The organism is Novosphingobium endophyticum (genome assembly GCF_014640675.1).
Classification (GTDB): Bacteria; Pseudomonadota; Alphaproteobacteria; order Sphingomonadales; family Sphingomonadaceae; genus Novosphingobium; species Novosphingobium endophyticum.
The window spans coordinates 11,844-36,138 of record NZ_BMHK01000027.1; the positions used below are offsets into that span (position 1 = coordinate 11,844).

Consider the following 24,295-nt stretch of genomic DNA (forward strand, 5'->3'; position numbering starts at 1 on the left):
ATTGTTCATAAGATTTTCAAAGCGCTAGGACGCCTGGGGAACACGCGGCCGGACTAAACGCCGATACGACCGATTGGCGCGGCGATTTCGCTTGCCGATGGCGTCCCGGCCATGCTTTGCTTCGCGCAAATCGGCGGATCGACAACGGACTATGCGGGAGATTGAATGATGCGGCATGTGGCGATCGTAGGTTCGGGACCCGCCGGTTACTACACCGCCGAAGCCGCGCTCAAGCAATGGGGCGATGATGTCCGGGTGGACATTTTCGACTGCCTGCCTGTCCCTTTCGGACTGATCCGCAGCGGCGTTGCGCCCGATCACCAGTCGATCAAGGGCGTGTCCCGCCGCTACGAAGCGACGGCGCTCACCGAGAACGTGCGATTCGTCGGCAACGTCTTGATCGGCCGCGATGTGAGCATCCCCGAACTGCGGGAGCTCTATGATGTCGTGATCCTTGCGACCGGCGCGCCAAATGACCGCAAGCTCGGCCTGCCGGGTGAGGATCTGCCCAATGTCTTCGGCAGCGCGTCGTTCGTCGGCTGGTACAACGGTCATCCGGAATTCGCGGGCCTCGATCCGGCGCTGTCGCATGATACCGCGGTGATTGTCGGCAATGGCAATGTGGCGCTCGATGTCGCGCGCATTCTCGCCAAGTCGCAGAATGAGCTTCACGGAAGCGATATCGTTGCCCATGCGTTGACCACGCTGAATGTTTCCAGGGTGCGCCGGATCGTCATCCTGGGAAGGCGCGGCCCACACCAGATCGCCATGACGCCCAAGGAACTGGGCGAACTGGCGCATCTGGAACGGGCTTGTCCGCGCGTCGATCCAGCCGACCTGCCTGACGAGGCGGAGGACGCGGCGCTCGATCCCGGGCTGCGCAAGTCAGTCGGGCACCTGCGCGCTTTCTCGCGGACTGGCGATGCGGACTGCCCGTCGGATCAGGTTACCATCGAATTCGACTTCTTTGCCGCACCGAAGCGGATAATCGGGACGGAGCGCGTGGAGGACGTGGAGGTTGAGCGGACCCGGCTGGAGAACGGCAAGGCGGTGGGAACCGGCGAAACCTACCGCGTTCCCGCCGGCATCGTCATCGCCTGCATCGGCTATCAGACATCGAAGATTCCCGACGTTCCGTTCGATGCGGCCGGGGGGCGTTTCGCCAACGAGGACGGCTGGATCGCGCCCGGTCTCTATTGCGTCGGCTGGGCCAGGCGCGGCCCCACCGGAACGATCGGCACGAACCGCCCCGATGGCTACGCAATCATCGAAAAGGTGGCGCGGGACATCGGCGAAGGCGCGGGCAAGGCCGGGCGTCCGGGATTCGATGCGTTGGCCGAGCAGCGCGGTATCAACTACGTGAAGTTCACCGATTGGCAGAAGATCGACGAAGCCGAGGTCGCCAATGCGCGCAAGGGGGCGCCGCGCGAAAAGTTCGTGTCGGTCGAACGGATGATCGAGGCCGCCGGCAAGCGATAGCACGAAGCGCGGGTTAACGGCATTGACGGTGGCCGCCTTGCAAGGGTGTAGAACGCCGGCTTCTTCTGATAGAGAACTTCAATATGAAGCGGTCGGAACGGGAACATGCAGCTCAGGGCCTTGCGCTATTTCGTCACGTTGGCGCGCGAAGAGCACTTCGCGCGGGCGGCGGAGGCTTGCGGAATTACCCAGCCGACGCTGTCTTCGGCGCTCGCGGCGCTGGAGGATCAGCTCGGCAAGCGCCTCGTCGAGCGCGACCGGCGTTACATCGGGCTGACCGACGAGGGCAGGGCGATGCTGCCCTGGGCACAGCAGCTGCTCGCCGCGCACGAGGGCATGGTTCATGCCGTGGAGGTGCTCGACGGGCCACTGCGCGGGGAATTCCGGCTCGGCGTCATCCCGGCAGCGACGCCTTGCGTCGGGCAGTTCACGCAGGCGCTGCTGCGGGTTCATCCGGCAATGACGATCTCGGTGCGCTCGCAGACCTCGCGTGAGATCGTGCGTGCCATCGAAGCCTACGAGATTGACGCGGGTATCACCTATCTAGACCACGAGCGTCCCTCGAACGTAATCAGCGTGCCGCTCTATGCCGAGCGCTATGTCTTTGTGACTGCAACGGGCGGTAAATGCCCCGGATTGGGCGAGGTCAGCTGGCGGGAGGTTGCGGGCTATCCGCTATGCCTGCTGCATCAGGGCATGCAGAACCGCCGTATACTTGATGGCTTGCTGAGCGCGCAGAACCTCTCGGTCAATCCGCGTGCCACGGCGGACGGCTACGTCGCGCTGCTGGCGATGGTGCGCTCGGGCGGGTTGGCGACCGTGATGCCCGACCGCTACGTCGGGTTGATCGATGGGGCGGACTGGGCGAGCGTGTATCCGGTGGCCGCCGAGGCCTCGGTGAGCCGTATCGGCGTAATCGTGGGCGACCGCGCCCCGCTCGACCCCATCGCGGCGGCGGCTCTCAATTGCGCCCGAAGCATTGCCGAGGCGGCGTCTTGATAGAACCTTTCTATCAAGCATCGCCCTAATCAATTTGACCGGTATCGTGGTATGTTCCAGCGTGGCTGCAAAGAGAAAAGCACCATGACAGACCTCGAGGAAATCCAGACCTTCATCGACCGCTTCGTGCGTCAGGGCATGCGCGGCGCGCTGCTTCCCCTGCTGCACGCGGTGCAGGAGGAGTTCGGCCATGTCGATCCCAAAGCGGTGCCGTTGATCGCCGATGCTCTCAACCTCAGTCGGGCGGAGGTGCACGGGGTTATCAGCTTTTATCATGATTTTCGCACGGCGGCGCCGGCGCGCCACGTCGTGAAGCTCTGCCGTGCGGAAAGCTGCCAGTCGCGCGGGAGCGCCGCGATCGAGGCGGAGCTTTCCCGGCACCTGGGCGTTGCGATGGGCAATTCGCGCAAGGACGGCCAGGTCGCGCTCGAGCCGGTCTATTGCCTGGGCCTGTGCGCCATCGGCCCCAACGCGCTTGTCGACGATCGCCCGGTGGCGCGGATCGACAGTGCCGCGGTCGAAAGGATCACGAGCGAGGTGGAAGCATGACCCGCGTCTTCGTCAGCAAGGACATGGCTTCGGTGGCGCTCGGCGCAGACGGCCTTGCCCGGGCCTTTGCCGATGCCGGCTGCGAAGTCGTGCGCACCGGATCGCGCGGATTGTTCTCGATCGAACCGCTGGTGGAGGTCGAGACCGACGGGGCGCGTATCGCCTACGGCCCGGTCGGCCCCGGCGATGTCGCGGCCGTGCTGGACGGCAGCCATCCTGCCCGTATCGGCGCTATAGAGGCGCATCCCTTCTTCGCCAGCCAGCAGCGTTTCACATTTGCGCGTTGCGGCGTGACCGACCCGCTGAACCTTGCGGACTATGCCGCGAATGGCGGGTGGAAAGGGCTGGAGGCGGCGTTCAGCCTTTCGCCGCAAGAGGTGGTGGACGCAGTCAAGGCTTCCGGCCTGCGCGGTCGCGGCGGCGCGGGCTTCCCCACCGGCATCAAGTGGCAGACGGTGCTCGATACCGACGCGGACGAGAAGTTCATCGTCTGCAATGCCGACGAGGGCGACAGCGGCACTTTCGCTGACCGTATGCTGATGGAAGGCGATCCCTATTGCCTGATAGAGGGCATGGCGATTGCCGGGCATGCTGTCGGCGCCACCCACGGCTATATCTACATCCGCAGCGAATATCCTTTCGCCATCGAGGCGATGCGCGAGGCCATCGCCCGCTCGGCCGGCAAGGTCGCGCCCTTCACGCTGGAAGTGCGTGTCGGCGCCGGGGCATATGTCTGCGGCGAGGAGACGGCGCTGCTCGATTCCATCGAGGGCAGGCGCGGGCAGGTGCGAGCCAAGCCGCCGCTGCCGGCCATCGAGGGGTTGTGGGGCAAGCCGACGGTGATCAACAACGTACTCAGCCTCGCCGCCGTGCCTTTCATCCTGGCCGAGGGGGCGCAGGCCTACGCCGATGTGGGCTTCGGCCGTTCGCGCGGGACGATGCCGATCCAGATCGCCGGCAATGTGAAGAACGGCGGGCTCTACGAAGTCGGCTTCGGCGTGACGCTGGGCGAGCTGGTGGACGAGATCGGCGGCGGCACCGCGAGCGGCCGTCCGGTGCGCGCGGTGCAGGTCGGCGGGCCGCTCGGCGCCTATTTCCCGCCTTCGATGTTCCACCTGCCGTTCGACTATGAGGCATTTGCCCAGGCGGGCGGGCTGATCGGCCATGCCGGGATCACCGTGTTCGACGACAGTGTGGACATGGCGCATATGGCACGCTTCGCCATGGAGTTTTGCGCGGTCGAAAGTTGCGGAAAGTGCACGCCCTGCCGCATCGGCTCGACGCGCGGAGTCGAACTGATCGACCGTATCGTCGCCAAGGCCCCGCGCGAATCCGGGGCGCTCGAAGCCATGCCGCAGATCCGCAATACGAAGGGCGCCGCACGCACGCACGACGAGGAAATCGACCTGCTGCGCGATCTTTGCGACACCATGAAATACGGCTCACTCTGCGCGTTGGGCGGCTTCACGCCCTATCCCGTGCTGAGCGCGCTCGATCATTTCCGCGAGGATTTCGGCGGCGCGTCCGCCCTTCCCGAGGCGGCGGAGTAACCGGATATGACGTTCACCCGCGAAAAGGACTTCGGCACTCCTGAAGCGATGGGAGAGGCGGTTTCGCTAACCATCGACGGTCAGGAAATCGCGGTTCCGGCCGGAACTTCGATCATGCGCGCCGCCGCCATGGTCGAGACCGATATTCCCAAGCTCTGCGCCACCGACAGCCTCGAGAGTTTCGGCTCATGCCGCCTGTGTCTGGTCGAGATCGAGGGCAGGGCGGGATACCCCGCCTCCTGCACCACGCCGGTCGCTCCGGGCATGGTCGTGCACACCGAGAGCGAACGCTTGCGTAAACTGCGGCGCGGGGTGATGGAACTCTACATCTCCGATCACCCGCTCGACTGCCTGACCTGCAGCGCCAATGGCGATTGCGAGTTGCAGGACCAGGCGGGCGCGGTGGGCCTGCGCGATGTGCGTTTCGGCTATGAGGGCGAAAACCACCTCGAAGGCTGCAAGGACGAGTCCAATCCCTATTTTACCTTCGATCCGGCCAAGTGCATCGTTTGCTCGCGCTGCGTGCGGGCCTGCGACGAGACGCAGGGCACACTGGCGCTGACGGTCGACGGACGCGGCTTTGCCAGCAAGATCGCAGCGAGCCAGGACGAGAGCTTCCTGTCCTCCGAATGCGTCTCCTGCGGCGCCTGCGTGCAGGCCTGCCCGACTTCGGCGCTGATCGAGAACACGGTAATCGAGAAGGGCACGCCCGACCGGTCCGTGGTCACCACTTGCGCCTATTGCGGTGTCGGCTGCGCCTTCCGCGCCGAGATGCGCGGCGAGGAACTGGTACGCATGGTGCCGTGGAAGGATGGCAAGGCCAATCACGGCCATTCCTGCGTCAAGGGCCGCTTCGCCTGGGGCTATGCCCAGCACCGCGACCGCGTTCTCAACCCGATGGTCCGCGGGGCGGTCGATGAACCGTGGCGCGAGGTTTCGTGGGAGGAAGCGATTGCCCACGTCGCGTCCGAATACCGCCGCATCCAGAAAGACTATGGCACCCGCGCCATCGGCGGCATCACCTCCAGCCGTTGTACCAACGAGGAAACCTTCCTCGTTCAGAAGCTGGTCCGGCAGGGCTTCGGCAACAACAACGTCGATACCTGCGCGCGCGTGTGCCATTCACCGACGGGCTATGGTCTCAAGACCACGTTCGGGACTTCGGCGGGAACGCAGGACTTCGACAGCGTCCAGTACGCCGACGTGATCCTGGTGATCGGCGCCAACCCGACCGATGGCCACCCGGTCTTCGCCAGCCTGATGAAGCGGCGTTTGCGGCAGGGCGCGAAGCTGATTGTCGTCGACCCGCGCCGGATCGACCTTGTGCGCTCGCCGCATATCGAGGCTTCGCACCACCTTCCTCTCAGGCCCGGCACCAATGTCGCGATGCTGACCGCAATGGCACACGTCATCGTCACCGAGGGCCTCGTCGACGAAGCCTATGTGCGCGAGCGCTGCGATACCGAGGCCTATGCCGAATGGGCCGAATTCGTTTCCGATCCCGCGCACTCGCCCGAAGCCATCGAGGAACTGACCGGCGTGCCTGCCGCCGATGTGCGCGCGGCGGCGCGGCTTTATGCCACTGGCGGCAACGCGGCGATCTACTATGGCCTCGGCGTCACCGAGCACTCGCAGGGTTCCTCGACGGTGATGGCCATTGCCAATCTCGCCATGGCGACCGGCAATGTCGGCAAGGAAGGCACCGGCGTGAACCCGCTGCGCGGCCAGAACAACGTGCAGGGCGCCTGCGACATGGGCAGTTTCCCGCACGAGTTCTCCGGCTATCGCCATGTTTCGGACAACGCGGCTCGCGCGCAGTTCGAGCAGGACTGGGGCGTCGCCCTCGATCCCGAGCCGGGACTGCGCATCCCGAACATGCTCGATGCGGCGACGGACGGCACGTTCAAGGGCATCTTCATCCAGGGCGAGGACATCCTCCAATCGGACCCGAACACGAAGCACGTCGCGGCGGGTCTGGCGGCGATGGAATGCGTCGTCGTGCAGGATCTCTTCCTCAACGAGACGGCGAACTACGCGCACGTCTTCCTGCCCGGTTCGACCTTCCTCGAAAAGGACGGCACGTTCACCAATGCCGAACGCCGCATCCAGCGCGTGCGCAAGGTCATGGAACCCAGGAACGGCTACGGGGACTGGGAAGTGGTGCAACTCGTGGCCAATGCGATGGGGCTGGGCTGGACCTACACCCACCCGTCGCAGATCATGGACGAGATCGCCCGTCTAACGCCGACTTTCGCAGGCGTGAACTATCAGATGCTCGACGAGCGCGGCTCGCTGCAATGGCCGGTGAACGCCGCGGCGCCCGGTGGCACGCCGATGATGCACATCGACCATTTCGTGCGCGGCAAGGGCAATTTCGTCGTCACCGATTACGTGCCTACCGACGAGCGTACCGGGCCGCGCTTCCCGTTGCTGCTCACCACCGGACGCATCCTGAGCCAATACAACGTCGGTGCGCAGACGCGGCGCACGGCCAACGTTAACTGGCACGAAGAGGACCGCCTGGAAATCCACCCGCACGATGCCGAGAATCGCGGCATTCGTGACGGTAACTGGGTCTCGCTCCGCAGTCGTGCGGGCGAGACCACTTTGCGAGCCCTCATCACTGACCGCGTGGCCCCGGGCGTGGTCTACACGACCTTCCACCACCCCGACACGCAGGCCAACGTCATCACCACCGATTTCTCCGACTGGGCGACCAACTGCCCGGAATACAAGGTGACGGCGGTGCAGGTCACACCCTCGAACGGCCCGTCCGACTGGCAGCAGTCCTACCGTGCGCAGGCCGAGCAGAGCCGCCGGATCGAGCCGGCCGAACCTGCGGAGTGAACCTGCGATGATGAGCAACGACGAGCGCCTCGCCTATATGGCCGAGCAGATCTACCGGAATTTCGCCGCGCAGGGGCGGGACATGGCGATTGCCTCCACCGTCGATCACATCGTCAGCTTCTGGGATCCACGTATGAAAGCGCAGGCCTTCGCCATGCTGGATGATCCGGCTGTGCGGCTTTCAGACGGCGCTCGCGCGGTGTTCGAGAAGCTGCGGATCGAGACGGGCGCCGTGGGTTAGCCTGCCGGCTCGACGGGAATGATGCGGCTGGCCAGTCGGTCGACCTCTGCGCGATCGTGGCTGACATAGAGGATCGGCAGGCTCAGTTCGTCGCGGACGCGCTCTATCAGCGTCAGAATCTCGCCGCGCCGGGCGGTGTCGACCGAAGCGAGCGGTTCATCCATCAGCAGGAAGCGCGGCCCCGATAAGAGCGCCCGGCCGATTGCCACGCGCTGCGCCTCGCCGCCGGAGAGCGTGGCGGGCATGCGGTCGAGCAGGTGACCGATGCCGAGGAATTCCAGCGCCGTTTCGAAGGCCAGCCAGCGCTGATCCTGAGGTGCCAGCTTCCACCCGAACTCCAGGTTCCCTCGCACCGACTTGTGCGGAAACAGGCGCAGGTCCTGGAACACGTAGCCGCAGCGGCGCTGTTCCGGCCGCAGGTCGATGCGCCGTTCGCGGTCGAACACCGGCTTGCCCGAAACCACGATCCGGCCCGAGACCGGGCGAACCAGCCCGGCGACGGCATCCAGCAGGCTCGTTTTGCCGGCCCCCGAGGGGCCGAACAGGGCCGTGAGGCCATTGCCGGTCTCGAACGCGTAGGAAAGCTCCGTCGCCCCGCGCCTCAGCCGGACGTCGATCTCAAAGGACATGGCGCAGCCGTCCCCCACTGCGCCGCGCAAGCCATTCGGACAGAACGAGCGCGCCGACCGAGAGCAGGACCGAGAGCACCGCGAGGCGCACGACCTGCAGTTCCGATCCCGGAATCTGCAGCGCGCCGTAAATCGCCAGCGGCAAGGTCCGGGTTTCGCCCGGGATGTTCGAGGCGAACGTGATCGTGGCCCCGAATTCCCCGATAGATCGCGCAAGGCCCAGCACGAGCGCGGCGAGGATACCGGACGAGGCCAGGGGCAGCGTGATCGACGCGAACGTGCGGATGCGGCCGGCACCGAGCGTGCGCGCCGCGCTCTCCAGCCGCCGGTCGACCGCTTCGAGCGAGAGCCGTATCGCGCGCACCATCAGCGGCAGGGCCATGACCGCCGCGGCGAGCGCGGCGCCGGTCCAGCGGAACAGGAACGTGAGGCCGAGGTAATCGTCCAGGAAGCGGCCCAGCGGCGCATTGGTCCCGAAAGCGAGCAGCAGCAGCCATCCCGTCACGACCGGGGGCAGCACGAGCGGAAGATGCACAAGGGCATCGACCAGCACCTTGCCCGGAAAGCGCCAGCGCGCCAGCACCCAGGCCAGCGCGAACGCCACTGGCAAGGTGACGACGATCGCCACTCCGCTGACTTTCAGCGAGAGCAGCAGGATTCCCCATTCCTCGGGAGTCAGCCAGTCCACGCGCCGGCTACTTCGTCCCGAAGCCGAAGCGCTGGAAGATCGCCTTGCCTTCGCGGGACAGGAGGTAGCGGCGGAAGCCTTCGGTATCCGGATTGCTCGACGTCTTGAGGGTCGCGACCGGATAGCTGATCGGATCATGATAGGCAGGCAGGAACGCGCCGACCACGCGCACCTTCCGCTCCGCCCTTGCGTCCGTGCCGTAAACCACGCCCAGCGGAGCCGCGCGCCGGCTGACCAGGGCGAGGGCTGCCCGCACGTTCTCCGCCGGGGCCAGCTTATCGGAGACCGATTCCCATGCGCCAAGACGGGTGAGAGCCTGCCGGGCATATATCCCGGCGGGCACGCCTCGAGGATCGGCTATGGCCAGTCGGCCGTTACCCAGCGCCCTTGCCAGCGCAAAGCCTGGTCTGATCGCAAGCTTGACGGTGCTATCGCGCGGCGCGACGAGTACCAGCGTGTTGCGCAGGAACGAGACGCGCGTCCGGGGGCGGAGGAGGCCCTTGCGCTCGATCTCGTCCATCCACGCTTCGTCCGCCGAAACGAAGAGGTCGGCTCGCGCGCCGGCCTCGATCTGGCGGGCGAGGGCCGACGAGCCGGCGTAGGAGATGCGGGGGTGGGGGTGCCCTTTCCCGGCCCAACCTTCCGCCGCGGCGTCCATCGCCTCCTGCAGGCTGGCAGCGGCCAGAACGAGCGGCCCGCTTCTGGACGCGGCGCTTGCGGCGGGTGCCGACAACAGGACAACGAGCGAGAAGACGAGAGTGAATATACGGGGCAATTCGGGATCGTCTCCGGCTGAACTATATACCATGATATATGGTGCCGCCCGATTGGCAAGGTGCCGATTGCAAAGGCCCGGCTTCATCCGCGCGGCGCGACAATCTGCGCGCAAGTGCGATCTGGTGCCGGGCAGGTATTTCTGCTATCGGCGACAAGTCGGTGGGGCCGATAGCAGAAACCATCAAGAGATGGGCCAGTAAGCGGCGGGATGCCATTCGCACGAATGGTGCGCGATTGCCGAACAAATGTCGGCAATAGTCGCTGCGGAGCGTGGGGTGCGGGTATGAAGGTCGCGGAAAACACAACAGCCACTCTCGGTGGCGCAAACGATGTCATCGGTGGACGAGGCGGAGACATCGGTTTGACGACTGCGGAAATGCTCGAAGGTGAGGAAGTGCACGACGCCCGCGGGCTCGTGATTGCCTTGGTATTTTGTGCGGCGTGCTGGAGCCTGTTGGGCTACTTCCTGCTGGCCTAGCCCTCCGGTTCGTCCGCAGCCGCCGCTTCGGCGATCCGTGGCGCGGTGCCTATGTCGCGCCGCGTGTCAGCCGAGAAACGCCTTCACATCGGCCATAAAGCGGTCGAACTGGTCGTGATGCAGCCAGTGCCCGGCGTTTTCGTATTCAATCAGGCGCGCGGTCGGGAAATAGTCCAGCCGTCCGTCCGGGCCCGGGCTGTCGGCGAAGCTGTCCTTGCCCCATAGCAGAAGCATCGGGCAGGTGATCGCCTTCCACAATTCGACAATCTGGTCGGTGGGCGTATCCGATGCCGACCAGACGTTGAGGTAATTGTCGAACTTCCAGCTCCAGGTTCCGTCCTCGTTGCGGCTGGCGCCGTGGATGGTGAGGTGGCGGGCCTGTTCCTCGGTCAGGAAGGAATTCTCCTCCTTCATCCGCTGGTAGGCGTCGCGCCGGGTGGCATACTTGCGCGGCAAGCGGCCAGAAGCCTTGCGTTTGTCCCCGATCCATTGGCGAAGGCGCTCGCCGATGCCCTCCCCCTCAAGCTGACGGCGGATTTCCGGCGGCGGGCCGAGGCCTTCGATATTGACGAACCTTTCGACCTTGTCCGGATAGAGGCCGGTGAAGCGCGTGGCGATGTTGCCGCCCAGCGAATGCGCGATGATCGTCACCTTGTCATGGCCCAGCGTGTGCACGAGCTGCGCGAAGTCATAGACGAAGGCGTCCATGCCGTAATGGCCTTCGGGCGACCACTCGCTGTCGCCATGGCCCCGCAGGTCCGGGCAGATCACGTGCCAGTCATGTCGCAGTTCCTCGGCCACCCAGTCCCAGCTTCTGCAGTGGTCGCGCCCGCCGTGCTGGAGGATCAGCGGCGGGGCATCCGGATTGCCCCAGTCCACATAGTTGAGGCGCAGGCGCTGCGAGATGAAGCGGTTCGAAGTGGGGCCAAGCTGGGGTTCCATGGCGGCAAAGGTGGCGCGGGCGGGGCGCAAGGTCAATCTGTGCGATCGGACAGGCGGGATTTGCGGGGATGAAACTTTTCCTTCCGGGCACCGTGCTTGGCAAACCGGGTACGTTGCCCCTATCTCGCCCTCTCGAATGTTTCACGCCGGAGGTTAGACGTGGCGACGACGCACAAGACCCGCATGCTCATCATCGGTTCCGGCCCGGCCGGACTTTCTGCCGCGATCTATGGCGCGCGCGCGGGAATGGAGCCGATCGTGGTCCAGGGTCTGCAGCCCGGCGGCCAGCTTACGATCACCACCGACGTCGAGAACTATCCCGGCTTTCGCGAAGTGATCCAGGGCCCCTGGCTGATGCAGGAAATGCAGGCGCAGGCGGAGCACGTCGGCACGCGCATGATGTGGGACACGATCACCTCGGTCGACCTGACCGGGCCGAAGTTCGTCGCCGTGGGCGACAGCGGCGACATCTACGAAGGCGACACGTTCGTCATTGCCACCGGCGCGCAGGCAAAGTGGCTCGGCGTTCCCGGCGAACAGGAACTGTCGGGCAAGGGCGTCTCCGCCTGCGCGACCTGCGACGGGTTTTTTTATCGCGGGAAGAAGGTGGTGGTGATCGGCGGCGGAAATACGGCGGTCGAGGAAGCGCTCTATCTCACCAACCATTCGGAGGATGTGACGCTGATCCATCGCCGCGATTCGCTGCGGTCCGAAAAGATCCTGCAGGATCGCCTCTTCGCCAATCCCAGGATCAAGGTCGTCTGGAACAAGCGGGTCGAGAGCTTCCTTGCCGATCCGGCAAACGGGCAGTTGCGCGCGCTCCAGTTGATCGACACACAGACCGGCGCGGAAAGCGAGATCGAGACCGACGGGGCGTTCGTCGCCATCGGTCACGCCCCGGCGACGGAGCTGTTCAAGGGCAAGCTGGCGATGGACGAATCCGGCTACCTTCTGGTTGAGCCCGGCACCCCCAAGACCGACGTTCCGGGCGTCTTCGCCTGCGGTGACGTGATGGATCACATCTACCGCCAGGCGATTACCGCCGCCGGCACGGGCTGCATGGCCGCGCTCGATGCCGAGCGCTTTCTGGCGGAACGGGAATTCGCTGAAAAGGCCAAGGAAGAGGCCTGATCGCTCCCGGCGCAGCCTCGATGCGTCCTGTCGCCCACCGGCGAATGCGGGGGAACGGGCGCGCTACCCGCGCATGAATTCGAGCACTTGCCGGATCAGCCATTCCTGCGCTTCGGGCTCCACATAGCTGTGCGTCGCATCGGGGCAGGTGCGGATGCGCGGATCGGCCTTGTCCCACCGGGACATGAAGGCAAGGCCGGTGCGGTCTCGTCCGGCGATCAGAAAGCGCGCGGGGCCGGGGAACCGCGTAAGCCCCTCGGCGATCTCGACGGCGAGCCCGGCCGGGGCCTTTGGCGCGCGACGGAACGCTGTGGTCAGGCCGCGTAGCGACCCGGCGATCGAGACCTTGCCGGTCAGCAGGCGCAGGATCGCGGCAGGGTCGGCCAGACGGCGGCGGTAGTGATCGCGCACGACTTCGGCGGGCGCATCATCCCCCTTCTCCAGCGTCCACGGGTTGGACAGGATCAGGCCATCGAATCCCGCGCCGCCGGTCAGCATCAGGGCGCTCGCGGCGTCGCAATTGCCGAAGCCGACGATGTGCGTGACATGTGGGCATTGCTCCCGGAACGCGGCCAATGCTGCAGCAATGTCGGGGGCGCTGGACCGGAATTCCTCATTGGGGCCCTCGCTGTCGCCGACGCCCCGCCGGTCGAATCGCATCACCGGATGGCCTTCTGCCGCTATATGGGCCGCGAACCGGGCCTGTCCGTTCCATGCGCCGGCGCGGATCTCGTTGCCGCCGCTGACGAGAAGCAGCCCTGTCCGGCCGCTGCCATGATCCAGCGTCGCGGCAAGCTGCGAACCTGCGCAGTCGAATGTGAAGTGCCGCCGGTTCATCCCCCGATCCCCGACGCAAGGTACCCGGCGAGCGCATCAGCCTGGTCGCGGTCCTCTCCCGGCTCGGCGCGCAGCCACAGACCGCCGCCGCCGATCTGCTCCTGCGTGATCGCTACAGCTCCGGCCGAGGGCGCCAGGCCTTCGAATTCGCGGTAGAAGTCGGCGCCCAGCGGATACCCGGCCAGTTCGATTCCCCGGCCCCGTGCCGCCACCGCGAGGTCTTCGCGGTTCTCCTCGCGCCCGGCTTCCCGGCTGGCGAGAATGCGCGCGCGGGTCATCTGGCGCAGGATCGAGGCGGCCTTCACCGGCGCATAGTGCCAGCTCGGCAATGCGGGCGGAGTGAACAGGCAGCCGCCGCGAATGCCCCATGCGTGCGTTGCGCGGAAGTGCCGTGCCGCCGCCGCCATGGCGCCGAGCCAGATCGTCGGGGTCTGGCGGTCCAGCGGCTGCTGGCTTTCGTTGCATCCGGGAAGGTCGGGGAGAAAACAGTCGACGCCCGCCGCATCGAGGCGGCGCATCGTTTCGACCGTGAGGCGGCGCAGCTTGTTGCCTTCGTCGAACAGGGCCGGGACGATGAGCAGCCGGCGGGGGCGCTGGTCATCGGCGACGAGGGCATGTTCCTGGACGAAACCGCCGGTTGGCAGCGGGCAAGGCCAGTTTGCGGGGGTCACCTCGCGGTCATGCCCCGGCGCGCTTGGCCTGGGCGAATGTGAGCAGGCCGCCGAAGGTTTCGAGCATTTCTCCGTCGATCTCGTCGTCGTCGATGACGATGTCGAGCCGGTCTTCCATTTCGGTGAGAAGACCCGCGACCGCCATGGAATCGAGTTCAGGCAGATGGCCGAACAGGCCCGTATCGGCTTCGAAAGTGTCGGCCTGACCCTCTTTGAGGCCGAGCACGTCCGTCAGGATGCGTCGCAGCAGCAGGTCGGTGTCGTCTCGCATGGCCCCCTCGATTTCGGCATTTACCAAACCGCCGCGCTCTAGCCGCGCTTCGCGGTTGCGGCAAGGCGTCGCAGGCCGATCCGGGCGAAGACCAGCCAGTTTCGCAGGTCCAGTGGCCGGAACATCTCCAGCCGATAGCGGGGGCGAACCGCCTCCATCCAGTCGCGTTTGTAGGGATCGTCTCCGGTTCCGAAGTCCACCAGTTCGACGCGATCTACGTCGATCACATGCCTGAACAGCGCGGCGCTCAGGACCGATCCGGGAGAGAGCGGCTTTGCGGCTTCGCGGTGCGCCAGCTTGTGAATGAAGGCCGTGCCGCCTTCGACCGTCCACATCTGCGCGGCGATCGGGTGAGAGGGATCGTCTGCCGCATAGGCGACGCCGAGCCGCAGCCGGCCGGCCGCGCCTTCCGCTTCGGCAAAGGCCCGCAGGAACGCGGGTGAGCCTTCTTCGGGTTTCCAGCTTTCGGCGTAGATATCCTCGTATGCGCTCCAGACGGTTTCGTCGAAACGGGTAAGGATCTCGACCCTGACTTTCTTCGTCTTGCGTTTGAGCGTGGTGCGCAGCTGGCCGGGGCGGCCTTGCAGATATTCCTCGTAGCGGCGACCGGCGACTGGGAGGATGTGGTTGGTGTCGCTCGGCTCGCGCGTGACGAGCCAGCCGGCCTTGCGGAATGCCGCTTCCACGCGCGATGCGGAGCCATCTTCGTCGGGCAGGCCGGTCAGCGTGAGGCGATGGGCTTTGCCCGCCAGATCGCCGGCCAGTTCCGCAAGCAGGGCCGCGCTTTCGGGAGCCGGCGAAAGGATCGGCCGGAAGCGAAATGTGTACCAGTTGGCGAGCGCGCAATAGTGACCCGCGCCGCCGGTCAGTGCCAGCACTGCCAGTGCCTCGCCGTCCCGCGCCACGGCCAGCGTCGGCGCCATTTCGCAGTGCTTGCCAAGCCCGTCCCACCATGCGAGGCGGTCGAAAGGCGCGGACTGGCACTCGGCGGAGAGCAGCCTTACAAGCTCGCCGCCCAATTGCACTTCCTTAAGATCGGAGTGATATTCGATCTTTACCACACTACCTTCCAGAACCCAGCGGGAGCACTTGCCAAAGACATGCGCGGCCAGAGCGAAAATCCGATCCTGCCGCTCGACCACCTTGTCCTTCGCGGGGACGGGGCGGCCGACGCGCTCGTGCTGCGCGAGGGTGTTCTTAGCTACAAGGACTTAAGAACGCGTGTCTCCCGTCTCGCCGCCTGGCTTGCGCGCGAGGTGCCGGAAAAAGGCGCGCGGGTGGCGAGCTGGGCGGCAAAGGGCGAGTTGACCTGTCTGCTGCCGCTCGCCGCCGCGCGGGCCGGACTGGTGCACGTGCCCGTCAATCCGCTGCTCAAGCATGCACAGGTGGCGCATATCCTGTCCGATAGCGGCGCCGCGATGCTGATCGGCACGCCCGCGCGCCTCGGGACGCTGGGGGAGGACGACGTGCCCTGGGGCTGCCGTGTCGTCGAGGAGCCTGCTGCCCTTGCTGCGGCCCGGGAGCTTGGCGAGGATCTGGCACCCTCGCAGGCCGATCCCGATGAACTCGCGGCGATCCTTTATACCAGCGGTTCGACCGGGCGGCCCAAGGGGGTCATGCTCAGCCATGCGAACCTGTGGCTGGGGGCCGAAAGCGTCGCCACCTACCTTGGGCTCGAGAGCGACGACCGCACTCTGGCCGTGCTGCCCCTCTCATTCGATTACGGTCAGAATCAGCTGTTTTCGACGTGGCATGCCGGCGGATGCGTCGTACCGCTCGACTACCTCGTGCCGCGTGACGTCATGAAAGCGGTGGAGCGCCATGCCACCACCACGCTTGCCGCCGTTCCGCCGCTCTGGGTGCAGCTCTGCGAACTGGACTGGTCGCCGCAGACCGCCGCGAGGCTGCGCCGGTTGACCAACAGCGGCGGCGCGTTGACGGTCGATCTCGTCCGCCGGCTGCGTGCCTTGTTCACCAGCGCGCGCCTTTTCGCGATGTACGGGCTGACCGAGGCTTTCCGCTCGACCTACCTCGATCCGGCGCTGATCGACACTCACCCGACATCGATGGGCAAGGCCATTCCTCACTCAGAAGTACTTGTTATCAATGATATGGGTGAGATTGCTCAGGATGGAGAAGAAGGCGAACTGGTGCATTGCGGTCCGCTCGTCGCGCGGGGATATTGGCGCGACGCGGCGCGCACGGCCGAACGGTTCCGGTCGGCGCCCGCCGCGTCGGCCTATGGCGGCATGGCCGTCTGGTCGGGCGATCGGGTCAGGCGTGATGTGGATGGCCTGCTCTATTTCGTCGGCCGGCGCGACGCGATGATCAAAAGCGCGGGCAATCGCATCAGCCCACAGGAGATCGAGGAAGCGGCGCTGGCGACCGGTCTCGTCGCAGAGGCCGTTGCGCTCGGCCTGCCCGACGAACGGCTGGGGCAAGCCATCCACCTGATCGTCAGGGCGGCACCGGCGGCTTCAGACGCAGAGGAAGAATTGCCGCGTAAGCTTATGCAGGAGCTTCCGAATTTCATGCACCCAAAGGTCATCCACTGGCGCGATGTCATGCCGATCGGGCCGAACGGCAAGATCGACCGTACCAGGCTTCAGGCGGAGCTGGCCGCATGAAGGCGCTGGGGCCGATCCCCTCGGCTTATGGTGCCATCGACGGCGTGCTCGCGGTGGGCGGCAAGCCGGTGACCGACTGGGTCGAGCAGGCCGGTTCCACGCCGCTCTTTCTCTATTCGGCCGATCTCGTGCGAGCGCGTGTCGCGGCCTTGCGCGCCGCGATGCCGGAACGCCTTGCCTTGCACTATGCCGTGAAAGCCAATCCGTTCGCGCCGCTGCTTTCGTTGATGTCCGGCCTTGTCGACGGTTTCGACATTGCCTCGGGCGGCGAGCTGCAGATCGTGCGGGACGCGGGCATCGCGCCGGGAAGGGTCAGCTTCGCCGGTCCGGGCAAGCGCGACGCCGAACTGGAGGCGGCGATCCTTGCCGGCGTCACTCTCAATCTCGAATCCGAAGGCGAAGCGGCACGCGCGCTGGTTATCGCCGAACGCCTCGGCGTGACCCCGCGCCTGGCGATCCGCGTCAATCCGGCGTTCGATCTCAAGGGCTCGGGCATGAAGATGGGGGGAGGGGCCAAGCCTTTCGGCGTCGATGCCGAGCGTGTCCCCGCACTGGTGCGCGAGGTCGTCGGAAGCGGAGCCGAGTGGGGTGGATTCCACATCTTCGCGGGCAGCCAGGCGCTCGATGCCGAAGCGATTGCCGAGACCCAGGCGCAGGCGCTCGAACTGGCGGCGCGCCTTGCCGGGGAGAGCGGTGTGCCGCTGCCGCATTGCAATCTCGGCGGCGGCCTGGGCATCCCCTATTTTCCGGGGGACGCTCCGGTCGATCTCGATCTCGTCGGCCAGCGGCTTGCCGAGCGCTTTGAAAGCCTGCCCGATGTGCTCGCGGACACCGCTTTCTGCATCGAACTCGGCCGCTATCTGGTGGGCGAGGCGGGCGTCTATCTGGCGCGAATCGTCGATCGCAAGGTCAGCCACGGCGAGGTTTTCCTCATTACCGACGGCGGCCTGCACCACCAGCTCGCCGCTTCGGGCAACTTCGGCACCGTGGTGCGTCGCAACTACCCCTCCGCCATTGCCACCCGCTTCGACGCGGCGGTGGAGGAAGAGGCGACGATCGTCGGCTGCCTGTGTACGCCGCTCGACAAACTGGCGGACAAGGGCGGATTTCCGCGAGCGGACGTTGGGGATCTGGTCGCCGTGTTCTGCGCGGGCGCCTATGGCGCCAGCGCCAGTCCGGCCAGTTTCCTCGGCCAGGGGCCAGCGCGGGAAATGCTCGTCTGAAATAGCTGTAAGCATTTGAATACCTGCGCGTCCCATTCCGGGACCGGGCGCGAATTAGCCGTACAAGGCTAACGCTATGTTCACCCTTTTGACCGATAGCGGAGGCTGGATTTGCCAAGTCCCCCGCGAGCGCTGGCTATGCGGCGGGCTGGCGCGTTGAGGGAAGTGTTCATGCCGTATCGCCGTCTGCCCCGTCTGCTGACCGCTTGCGCGCTCGCGAGTGTGACCCTGACCGGATGCATGGGCGGTGCTTCCGGGCCCGAGCTTCCCCCTGCCTCGTTCGTCGCCATGCAGGAAGGACCGGGCGAGGAATACGTGATCGGCCCGCTCGACGAATTGACGATCTTCGTCTGGCGCAACCCGGAGCTTGGCGCGAAGGTTCAGGTGCGGCCGGACGGGCGCATCACGACGCCGCTGATCACCGACATGCCGGCAGTGGGCAAGACGCCCTCGATGCTGGCGCAGGATATTCGCCTACAGCTGTCGCAATACATCGAGGATCCGCTGGTATCGGTTATCGTCAACAGCTTTGCCGGCACGTTCAGCCAGCAGATCCGGATCGTCGGCGCGACCGAGAAGCCGGCCTCGATCCCTTATCGTGCGAACATGACCGTGCTCGATGCGATGATCGCCGTGGGCGGCCTGTCCGAGTACGCCGCCGGCAACAAGGCACGCCTGATCCGCTTCGACAAGACTGCCGGCAAGCAGAAGGAATACGCGCTGCGACTGGACGACCTGCTCAAGAAGGGCGACAGCAAGGCGAACGTCATGCTCTCCCCCGGCGACGTGATCATCATCCCTGAAAGCATGTTCTGAAGGGACGGCGCGGCGCGATGAACTCCCTCTACGAAGAGCTGCTGGCGGCGATCCACAGCGTCTGGCGCCGGCGCTGGATAGCCCTGGGCATTGCCTGGGGCATCTGCCTGCTGGGCTGGCTGGTCGTGGCGATGATCCCCAACAGCTATGAATCGCGCGCGCGCATCTTCATCCAGCTCGACGACGCACTGGCCGAACAGGTCGGCATCGGCGTGGCCGACAAGAAGCGCGACATCGAGCGCATCCGCCAAACGCTGACCAGCGCGGTGAACCTCGAGAAAGTCGTGCGCGCCACGCGCATCGGCGACACGCTCGAATCGCCCAAGCAGATGGAAGCGGCGGTGCTTGGCCTTGCCGAGAACGTGAAGGTCGTCAGCCAGCAGGACAACCTCTTCGAGATCACGGCGACGGCCAACTATTCCTCGTTCTCCGATGCCGAGAACGCCAGGCTTGCGCAGAACATCGCCCAGAAGCTGATCGACATCTTCCGCGAGGAAAACCTGTCCGGCAATCGCGGCGAGATGGTCGAGACCCTGGAATTCGTGAACCAGCAACTCGCCCAGCGGGAAAAGCAGCTCGAGGATGCCGAGCAGCAACGCGTGGCGTTCGAAGCGAAGCATCCGGAGATGGCGCAAGGCGGCGCGATGAATGCCCAGCGGCTAGAAGGCGCGCGGGCCGAAATGCGCGGGGTCGAAGGCGATCTTGCTGCCGCGCAGGCCGCGCTGGCGGCGATCGAAGGCCAGCTTGCCGGAACGCCCCGGACGATCCCCGGCGGTGGCGGCGGGGCAGGGGCCGCACTGGCGCAGGCGCAATCCAACCTGGCATCGCTGCGCGCGCGCGGCCTGACCGACGAGCACCCCGACGTCGTTGCCGCGCGCAACCAGGTCAATGCGCTCAAGGGGCCGGCAGCCCAGGAAGCGGCGAACGGCATCGGCATGCCCAATCCGGCCTATACCTCGCTCCAGTCGATCCGTGCCGAACGCCAGGCCAACATGCAGGCGCTGACATCGCGCAAGGCCGCGCTCCAATCGGAGGTCGCCACGCTTACGGCGCAGGCCATCCAGAATCCCGAACTGGCGAGCGAGGCCCAGCGCATCAACCGCGATTACGACGTGCTTCGCCGGCAGTACGACAAGCTCCTGCAGGACCGCGAGGAATTGAAGCTGCGCGGCGAAGTGAAGACCGAGCGCGAAGCGGTGAAGTTCCAGGTGGTCGATCCGCCGACGACGCCGCGTACTCCCATCGCGCCCGACCGCCCGCTGCTGCTCTTTGGTGTGCTCATCGTCGGGATTGGCGGCGGCTGTGCAGGAGCTTTCGCGCTCAGCCGGTTCCGTTCGGTTTTCGCGACGGCAGCGAGCCTTGAGCGCGCGATGGACCTGCCGGTGCTCGGCGCGATCTCGCAGAACCTTACCGAGGCCGCGCGCGCGGTGCGCAGGCGCCGCATGAAGTACTTCTATGGCGCCAGCGCGGGGCTGGGCGTGCTCTTCGTCGTGCTGCTCGCCGCCGAATTCATCCAGCGCGGCATGGTGGCCTGAGGGGAACGCAGATGACCGACCAGACCAGGATCACCGTTCCGGGCAAGCCCGGCGACAGCGCCGGCAAATCGCTGATCGAGCGCGCTACCGGCGGTTTCGATCTCAACAGCCTGATTGCCCGTCCGGCTCCGCTGCCGCGCGAGACGGCGCGCCGGGCTCCGCCTCCCGTCGCCGAGGCGGCCACGCCCGCGACTGCGCCCCGGAACGAAACGGCGCCGGTCGCCGAAGCCGTGACCGCGCCGCCGGTGGAGATGGCCCGGTTCCGGGACGAGCATCGCCTGATCGACCGTGATCTGCTGCGCGAGCAAGGGCTGATTGTGCCCGAAGGCACGGTCACCACGCTCCTGGAGGAATTTCGCATCGTCAAGCGCCAGCTTCTGGTGCAGTCCGCCGATCTTCGCCGGCAGAAGGCGGGACCTTCGGCCCAGCGCGTGCTCATCACCTCGCCGCATCCGGGCGAGGGCAAGACCTATTGCGCGCTCAATCTCGCCCTGTCGATCGCGGTCGAGAAGGAAAGCGAAGTCCTGCTGGTCGATGCCGATTTCGCCAAGCCGTCGATCCTCTCCGCGCTGGGGCTGCCCGGCGGCCCCGGGCTGATGGACGCGCTGATGGACGAGAGCATCGACGTGCTCGACTGTGTCCTCGGCACTGACATCCCCGGCCTTTGGGTGCTGCCGGCGGGCGATGTTTCGAACAACGACAGCGAATACCTTTCCAGCTCGCGCACCGCACGCGTGCTCGACCGGCTCACTCAGGGTGCGCCGCACCGCATGGTGATCTTCGATTCTCCGCCCGTGCTCGCCGCTTCGCCCGCCGCCGAACTCGCCAAGTACGTCGGCCAGACCGTGGTGATCGTACGGGCCGACAAGACCGGGCAGGGCGCGCTGGAGGATGCGGTCTCGCTCCTGGGCGCCTGCCCGAACATTCAGCTGCTTTTGAACGCAGCGCAATTCAGCCCGAGCGGTCGCCGCTTCGGGAGCTACTACGGATACAGGGGATGATCCGCAGAACACGGAAACACTCGCGCCCGGCCGTCGCGCTGGCGTCGCTGACGGCGGTTCTCGCACTCGCCTTGCCTTGCGGCGCGCAAGCGCAGATCATCGGTTACGATCAGCCCGATGCCGAGGGCGGCGAGGGCGCCGCGCAGGCGGAGCCTTACAAGCCGAGCAAGCGAGCCGGCAGGGGCAAGGGGAGCCGGCGTCTCGTCGTGCAGCCCTATATCGAGGTCAATCAGGTGGTCACCGCCGAGCTTTCTCCCGGCGACGACGTCCTGACATATACCGAGGTCGCCGCCGGCATCGATGCGGGGATATCCGGCCAGCGCAACGCGGTCTCGGCCTCGGTGCGTTACGAGCGTCGGATCGGCTGGAGTGACAGGGCGAGCGACGGCGACGCGATCAGCGGCATCGTGCGCGGCTATGCGACCGTCGTGCCGGGGGTGACGATCGAGGCGGGCGGGCTCGCCACGCAGGTCAACGTCGAGAACGGCGGATCGGCGCTCGCGGGAGGTCTTTTCGACGGCGATTCCAGAACCAACGTCTATTCCATCTACGGCGGTCCCTCGGTCGCCACCCGCGCCGGCGACGTCAACATCAACGCGAACTACCGTGCCGGCTTCACCAAAGTGGAGCACTCCGACGCCTTCGTCGCGACGCCGGGCGGTGCGGCGAGCGACGTCTTCGACAAGAGCGTGGTGCAGGTCGCCGACGTTGAGGCGGGCGTGGCGCCTTACGATGTGCTGCCGGTCGGCCTTGCCGTGGCAGGCAGCTTTTATCAGGAGGACATCTCCAACCTCGACCAGCGGGTACGTGACATGCAGGCCCGCGCGATGGTGACCGTGCCGGTTTCCCGCACGGTGCAGGCCGTGGGCGCGATCGGTTACGAGGATGTCGAAATCTCCAGCCGCGATGCGCTGCGTGACGCCGACGGCGATCCGGTTGTTGGCAGCAACGGCCGCTTCGTGACCGACAAGAGCGCGCCGCGCCAGATTGCCTACGACGTCGACGGGTTGATCTGGGACGTCGCGGTCATGTGGCGCCCCAGCCGCCGGACGTCGCTCTCCGCCCATGTGGGCCGCCGCTACGGCACGACCAGCTATGGCGGCACACTGGCCTATGCGCCCAACGATCGCAGCCAGTTCAGCGTGTCCGTCTATGACAACGTCGCGGGCTTCGGCGGCCACCTCAACCGTCTGATCGACGAGTTGCCCGACGATTTCGAGGCGGTGCGTGATCCCATCACCGGAGACCTGCGCGGCTGCGTTTCTTCGCTTGAGGGCAGCAATTGCCTTGCCGGCGCGCTGGGCTCGGTACGTTCGGCGACGTTCCGGGCGCCGGGTATCGCGGCCAGCTATTCGCGCAGGATCGGCCTCATGAATGCCGGCATCGGCGCGGGTTACGACCGCCGCAAGTTTATCGCGGCGGAAGGTACGATCCTGGCCTCCGCCAATGGCGTGATCGACGAGAACTACTGGCTGGCGGCCTATATCAGCGGCGCGCTGGGCCGCGATGCGGGTTGGAGCGCCAATGCCTATGCCAACTGGCTCTCGAGCAGCGACCCGCTCGTCGGCGACGTTTCCGGCTATGGTGTGACGGCGGCCTACTATCGCCTGCTGACCCAGCGCCTGCGTGCAACGGCCGCAGTCGGGATCGACGGGGCGACCCGCGACGACCCGGCGATCAACGATATCTGGACCGCGTCCGCCCTTGTCGGGCTGCGGTATAATTTCTGAAGTCCGAAGGAGGAGTGATGTTCGACGAATTCTACGGGCTTGAAGGCAGGCCGTTCCAGCTCACGCCCGATCCGGCCTTCTATTTCGAGAGCCACACGCATCGCAAGGCGCTGTCCTACCTTGGCTATGGCCTTGCCCAGGGCGAGGGCTTCGTGGTGATCACCGGCGAGGTCGGCGCGGGCAAGTCCACGCTTGTCGCGCACCTCATGGCGACGATCGACCCCGCGCGCATGACCGCCGCGCAGGTCGTTACCAGCGCGCTCGACGGCGAGGAGATCGTCCACGTTGTGGCGCAGGCCTTCGGGCTTCCGGTCGCCGGGCATGACAAGGCCTCGGCGCTTGGCGCGATCGAAGGCTTCCTGCACGAGGAAGCGCGCGCCGGACGCCGCTGCCTGCTGATCGTGGACGAAGCGCAGAACCTTTCCATCGCGGCGCTCGAAGAGTTGCGGATGCTGTCCAACTTCCAGCTCGGCTCGCATCCGCTGCTGCAGACGCTGCTGCTGGGCCAGCCCGAGTTCCGCGATATCCTGCTCGAAAGCGAGGAATTGGAGCAGCTTCGTCAGCGCGTGATCGCGACGCACCACCTCGCGGCGATGCAGCCGGACGAAGTGCAGGCCTATATCGAACATCGTCTGAAGTGCGTCGGCTGGACCGGCAATCCCGGCTTCGCGGATGAGGTGTTCGGCGAAATCTATGAGGCGACGGGCGGCATTCCCCGCCGGATCAACCAGATTGTCAGCCGCCTGCTGCTGCTGGGCGCCGTCGACCAGCGTACGCGGATCGATGGCGAGATGCTCACCCAGATCCTCGGCGAATTGAACGATGACGGTGCGATCTCGCTCGTCAGCCCAGCGCGCCGCGGGCAGGAGCCCGACCGGCCGGCGATCGAACCGTCCGGGTGCGAGCCTGAGGACCATGCCGCGAGTCCCGTTCGCGATGACGCCATCGATGCCGTGCAGGCCCTTGCCCTGATCGAATCCGCTCTGGCCGACCGCGATTCGCAGATCACCGAGCTTCAGCAGGCGGTGCTCGAACTGGCAATGGCGGCTGAACGACGCAGCGAGGAGCACGCGCCGGATTCGGCCAGCGGCGAACTGGTCGCATCGCTCCAGGCGCAGCTGGCGGTGGCAGACGAGCGTGCGGCCGTGCTGGAAGCGCGCCTCGACGAGCAGGAGCGCCTCTTACGGCACACCCTGACGATGCTGATCGAATGGATCGAGAGCGGCGAAGGCCAGCGCCGCGCCGCCTGATGCTTGGTTGTCTGAGCCAGTCCC

23 protein-coding genes are annotated in these 24,295 nt (G+C 66.1%); 15 read left to right on the forward strand and 8 right to left on the reverse strand.

What is annotated here, in order from left to right:
• Positions 1-168 precede the first annotated feature (168 nt).
• From IEX32_RS15810 to IEX32_RS15835, 6 genes are all read left to right on the forward strand, one after another.
• Positions 169-1,479, forward strand: coding sequence for an FAD-dependent oxidoreductase (locus IEX32_RS15810; protein WP_188772546.1), 1,311 nt, complete (start codon positions 169-171; stop codon positions 1,477-1,479).
• A 105-nt stretch (positions 1,480-1,584) separates the two neighbouring features.
• A complete protein-coding gene (locus tag IEX32_RS15815) occupies positions 1,585-2,478 on the forward strand; it encodes a LysR family transcriptional regulator (RefSeq protein WP_188772517.1) in 894 nt (297 codons plus the stop codon).
• An 84-nt stretch (positions 2,479-2,562) separates the two neighbouring features.
• The gene (locus IEX32_RS15820; RefSeq protein ID WP_188772518.1) at positions 2,563-3,027 is read left to right on the forward strand and encodes a formate dehydrogenase subunit gamma; all 465 of its coding nucleotides are present in this window, start codon (positions 2,563-2,565) and stop codon (positions 3,025-3,027) included.
• Entirely contained in the window at positions 3,024-4,577 is a 1,554-nt protein-coding gene (locus IEX32_RS15825) for an NADH-ubiquinone oxidoreductase-F iron-sulfur binding region domain-containing protein (RefSeq protein ID WP_188772519.1), read from the forward strand. Before IEX32_RS15820 ends, IEX32_RS15825 begins: the two co-directional genes overlap by 4 nt.
• A 6-nt stretch (positions 4,578-4,583) precedes the next feature.
• Entirely contained in the window at positions 4,584-7,424 is a 2,841-nt protein-coding gene (fdhF, locus tag IEX32_RS15830; RefSeq protein ID WP_188772520.1) for a formate dehydrogenase subunit alpha, read from the forward strand.
• A 7-nt stretch (positions 7,425-7,431) separates the two neighbouring features.
• Positions 7,432-7,665 carry a formate dehydrogenase subunit delta gene (locus tag IEX32_RS15835; protein WP_188772521.1) on the forward strand — a complete coding sequence of 78 codons (234 nt, stop codon included), beginning with the start codon at positions 7,432-7,434 and terminating at the stop codon, positions 7,663-7,665.
• On the opposite strand, the gene IEX32_RS15840 is transcribed toward IEX32_RS15835, so the two are convergent.
• From IEX32_RS15840 to modA, 3 genes are read right to left on the reverse strand one after another with little or no spacing between them, the layout of a single operon-like run.
• Complete coding sequence (locus tag IEX32_RS15840) at positions 7,662-8,294, reverse strand: molybdenum ABC transporter ATP-binding protein (RefSeq protein ID WP_188772522.1); 633 nt, start codon at positions 8,292-8,294, stop codon at positions 7,662-7,664. The genes IEX32_RS15835 and IEX32_RS15840 overlap by 4 nt on opposite strands.
• Positions 8,284-8,973 carry a molybdate ABC transporter permease subunit gene (gene modB / locus IEX32_RS15845; RefSeq protein ID WP_373285461.1) on the reverse strand — a complete coding sequence of 230 codons (690 nt, stop codon included), beginning with the start codon at positions 8,971-8,973 and terminating at the stop codon, positions 8,284-8,286. Before modB ends, IEX32_RS15840 begins: the two co-directional genes overlap by 11 nt.
• A gap of 16 nt (positions 8,974-8,989) precedes the next feature.
• Entirely contained in the window at positions 8,990-9,790 is an 801-nt protein-coding gene (modA, locus tag IEX32_RS15850) for a molybdate ABC transporter substrate-binding protein (protein WP_188772524.1), read from the reverse strand.
• Between the two features lie 252 nt (positions 9,791-10,042).
• Here modA and IEX32_RS15855 point away from each other — a divergent pair, with 252 nt between their 5' ends.
• Complete coding sequence (locus IEX32_RS15855; RefSeq protein WP_188772525.1) at positions 10,043-10,237, forward strand: hypothetical protein; 195 nt, start codon at positions 10,043-10,045, stop codon at positions 10,235-10,237.
• Between the two features lie 66 nt (positions 10,238-10,303).
• Here the strand turns inward: IEX32_RS15855 and IEX32_RS15860 are convergent, their stop codons facing one another.
• Complete coding sequence (locus tag IEX32_RS15860) at positions 10,304-11,179, reverse strand: alpha/beta fold hydrolase (protein ID WP_188772547.1); 876 nt, start codon at positions 11,177-11,179, stop codon at positions 10,304-10,306.
• A 159-nt stretch (positions 11,180-11,338) separates the two neighbouring features.
• Between IEX32_RS15860 and trxB the strand changes: the two genes are divergently transcribed.
• Positions 11,339-12,310: a thioredoxin-disulfide reductase gene (gene trxB, locus IEX32_RS15865; protein ID WP_188772526.1), complete on the forward strand. Its 972-nt coding sequence runs from the start codon at positions 11,339-11,341 to the stop codon at positions 12,308-12,310.
• A 63-nt stretch (positions 12,311-12,373) separates the two neighbouring features.
• Here the strand turns inward: trxB and IEX32_RS15870 are convergent, their stop codons facing one another.
• From IEX32_RS15870 to IEX32_RS15885, 4 genes are read right to left on the reverse strand one after another with little or no spacing between them, the layout of a single operon-like run.
• Positions 12,374-13,147, reverse strand: a complete 774-nt coding sequence (locus IEX32_RS15870; RefSeq protein ID WP_188772527.1) for a hydrolase 1, exosortase A system-associated — start codon at positions 13,145-13,147, stop codon at positions 12,374-12,376.
• A complete protein-coding gene (locus IEX32_RS15875; RefSeq protein ID WP_188772528.1) occupies positions 13,144-13,818 on the reverse strand; it encodes an alpha/beta hydrolase family protein in 675 nt (224 codons plus the stop codon). Before IEX32_RS15875 ends, IEX32_RS15870 begins: the two co-directional genes overlap by 4 nt.
• Positions 13,819-13,825: 7 nt before the next feature.
• Entirely contained in the window at positions 13,826-14,089 is a 264-nt protein-coding gene (locus IEX32_RS15880) for a phosphopantetheine-binding protein (RefSeq protein ID WP_188772529.1), read from the reverse strand.
• 38 nt (positions 14,090-14,127) lie between these two features.
• Positions 14,128-15,150, reverse strand: a complete 1,023-nt coding sequence (locus IEX32_RS15885) for a GNAT family N-acetyltransferase (RefSeq protein WP_229736414.1) — start codon at positions 15,148-15,150, stop codon at positions 14,128-14,130.
• Positions 15,151-15,189: 39 nt separating this feature from the next.
• Between IEX32_RS15885 and IEX32_RS15890 the strand changes: the two genes are divergently transcribed.
• The 7 genes from IEX32_RS15890 to IEX32_RS15920 all read left to right on the forward strand — a co-directional run bounded on the left by IEX32_RS15890 (position 15,190) and on the right by IEX32_RS15920 (position 24,271).
• Complete coding sequence (locus tag IEX32_RS15890; RefSeq protein WP_188772530.1) at positions 15,190-16,716, forward strand: acyl-CoA ligase (AMP-forming), exosortase A system-associated; 1,527 nt, start codon at positions 15,190-15,192, stop codon at positions 16,714-16,716.
• Positions 16,713-17,939, forward strand: a complete 1,227-nt coding sequence (locus tag IEX32_RS15895) for a pyridoxal-dependent decarboxylase, exosortase A system-associated (RefSeq protein ID WP_188772531.1) — start codon at positions 16,713-16,715, stop codon at positions 17,937-17,939. Before IEX32_RS15890 ends, IEX32_RS15895 begins: the two co-directional genes overlap by 4 nt.
• A 171-nt stretch (positions 17,940-18,110) precedes the next feature.
• Positions 18,111-18,755: an XrtA/PEP-CTERM system exopolysaccharide export protein gene (locus IEX32_RS15900; RefSeq protein ID WP_188772532.1), complete on the forward strand. Its 645-nt coding sequence runs from the start codon at positions 18,111-18,113 to the stop codon at positions 18,753-18,755.
• 17 nt (positions 18,756-18,772) lie between these two features.
• On the forward strand, positions 18,773-20,290 hold the full coding sequence (locus IEX32_RS15905; RefSeq protein ID WP_188772533.1) for an XrtA system polysaccharide chain length determinant: 1,518 nt from the start codon (positions 18,773-18,775) through the stop codon (positions 20,288-20,290).
• An 11-nt stretch (positions 20,291-20,301) separates the two neighbouring features.
• The gene (locus IEX32_RS15910; protein ID WP_188772534.1) at positions 20,302-21,291 is read left to right on the forward strand and encodes a P-loop NTPase family protein; all 990 of its coding nucleotides are present in this window, start codon (positions 20,302-20,304) and stop codon (positions 21,289-21,291) included.
• A complete protein-coding gene (locus IEX32_RS15915; protein WP_188772535.1) occupies positions 21,288-23,021 on the forward strand; it encodes a preprotein translocase subunit YajC in 1,734 nt (577 codons plus the stop codon). Before IEX32_RS15910 ends, IEX32_RS15915 begins: the two co-directional genes overlap by 4 nt.
• 17 nt (positions 23,022-23,038) lie before the next feature.
• The gene (locus IEX32_RS15920; protein WP_188772536.1) at positions 23,039-24,271 is read left to right on the forward strand and encodes an XrtA/PEP-CTERM system-associated ATPase; all 1,233 of its coding nucleotides are present in this window, start codon (positions 23,039-23,041) and stop codon (positions 24,269-24,271) included.
• Positions 24,272-24,295: the final 24 nt, after the last annotated feature.

Coding starts and splice junctions, on each gene's coding strand:
- modA (WP_188772524.1), bottom strand. CDS start 9,790: ATGGTATATAGTTCAGCCGGAGACGATCCCGAATTGCCCCGTATATTC.
- IEX32_RS15905 (WP_188772533.1), top strand. CDS start 18,773: ATGAACTCCCTCTACGAAGAGCTGCTGGCGGCGATCCACAGCGTCTGG.
- IEX32_RS15900 (WP_188772532.1), top strand. CDS start 18,111: ATGCCGTATCGCCGTCTGCCCCGTCTGCTGACCGCTTGCGCGCTCGCG.
- IEX32_RS15860 (WP_188772547.1), bottom strand. CDS start 11,179: ATGGAACCCCAGCTTGGCCCCACTTCGAACCGCTTCATCTCGCAGCGC.
- IEX32_RS15835 (WP_188772521.1), top strand. CDS start 7,432: ATGATGAGCAACGACGAGCGCCTCGCCTATATGGCCGAGCAGATCTAC.
- IEX32_RS15840 (WP_188772522.1), bottom strand. CDS start 8,294: ATGTCCTTTGAGATCGACGTCCGGCTGAGGCGCGGGGCGACGGAGCTT.
- IEX32_RS15895 (WP_188772531.1), top strand. CDS start 16,713: ATGAAGGCGCTGGGGCCGATCCCCTCGGCTTATGGTGCCATCGACGGC.
- IEX32_RS15920 (WP_188772536.1), top strand. CDS start 23,039: ATGTTCGACGAATTCTACGGGCTTGAAGGCAGGCCGTTCCAGCTCACG.
- IEX32_RS15855 (WP_188772525.1), top strand. CDS start 10,043: ATGAAGGTCGCGGAAAACACAACAGCCACTCTCGGTGGCGCAAACGAT.
- IEX32_RS15870 (WP_188772527.1), bottom strand. CDS start 13,147: ATGAACCGGCGGCACTTCACATTCGACTGCGCAGGTTCGCAGCTTGCC.
- IEX32_RS15915 (WP_188772535.1), top strand. CDS start 21,288: ATGATCCGCAGAACACGGAAACACTCGCGCCCGGCCGTCGCGCTGGCG.
- IEX32_RS15815 (WP_188772517.1), top strand. CDS start 1,585: ATGCAGCTCAGGGCCTTGCGCTATTTCGTCACGTTGGCGCGCGAAGAG.
- IEX32_RS15910 (WP_188772534.1), top strand. CDS start 20,302: ATGACCGACCAGACCAGGATCACCGTTCCGGGCAAGCCCGGCGACAGC.
- IEX32_RS15890 (WP_188772530.1), top strand. CDS start 15,190: ATGCGCGGCCAGAGCGAAAATCCGATCCTGCCGCTCGACCACCTTGTC.
- fdhF (WP_188772520.1), top strand. CDS start 4,584: ATGACGTTCACCCGCGAAAAGGACTTCGGCACTCCTGAAGCGATGGGA.
- IEX32_RS15880 (WP_188772529.1), bottom strand. CDS start 14,089: ATGCGAGACGACACCGACCTGCTGCTGCGACGCATCCTGACGGACGTG.
- IEX32_RS15820 (WP_188772518.1), top strand. CDS start 2,563: ATGACAGACCTCGAGGAAATCCAGACCTTCATCGACCGCTTCGTGCGT.
- IEX32_RS15825 (WP_188772519.1), top strand. CDS start 3,024: ATGACCCGCGTCTTCGTCAGCAAGGACATGGCTTCGGTGGCGCTCGGC.
- IEX32_RS15810 (WP_188772546.1), top strand. CDS start 169: ATGCGGCATGTGGCGATCGTAGGTTCGGGACCCGCCGGTTACTACACC.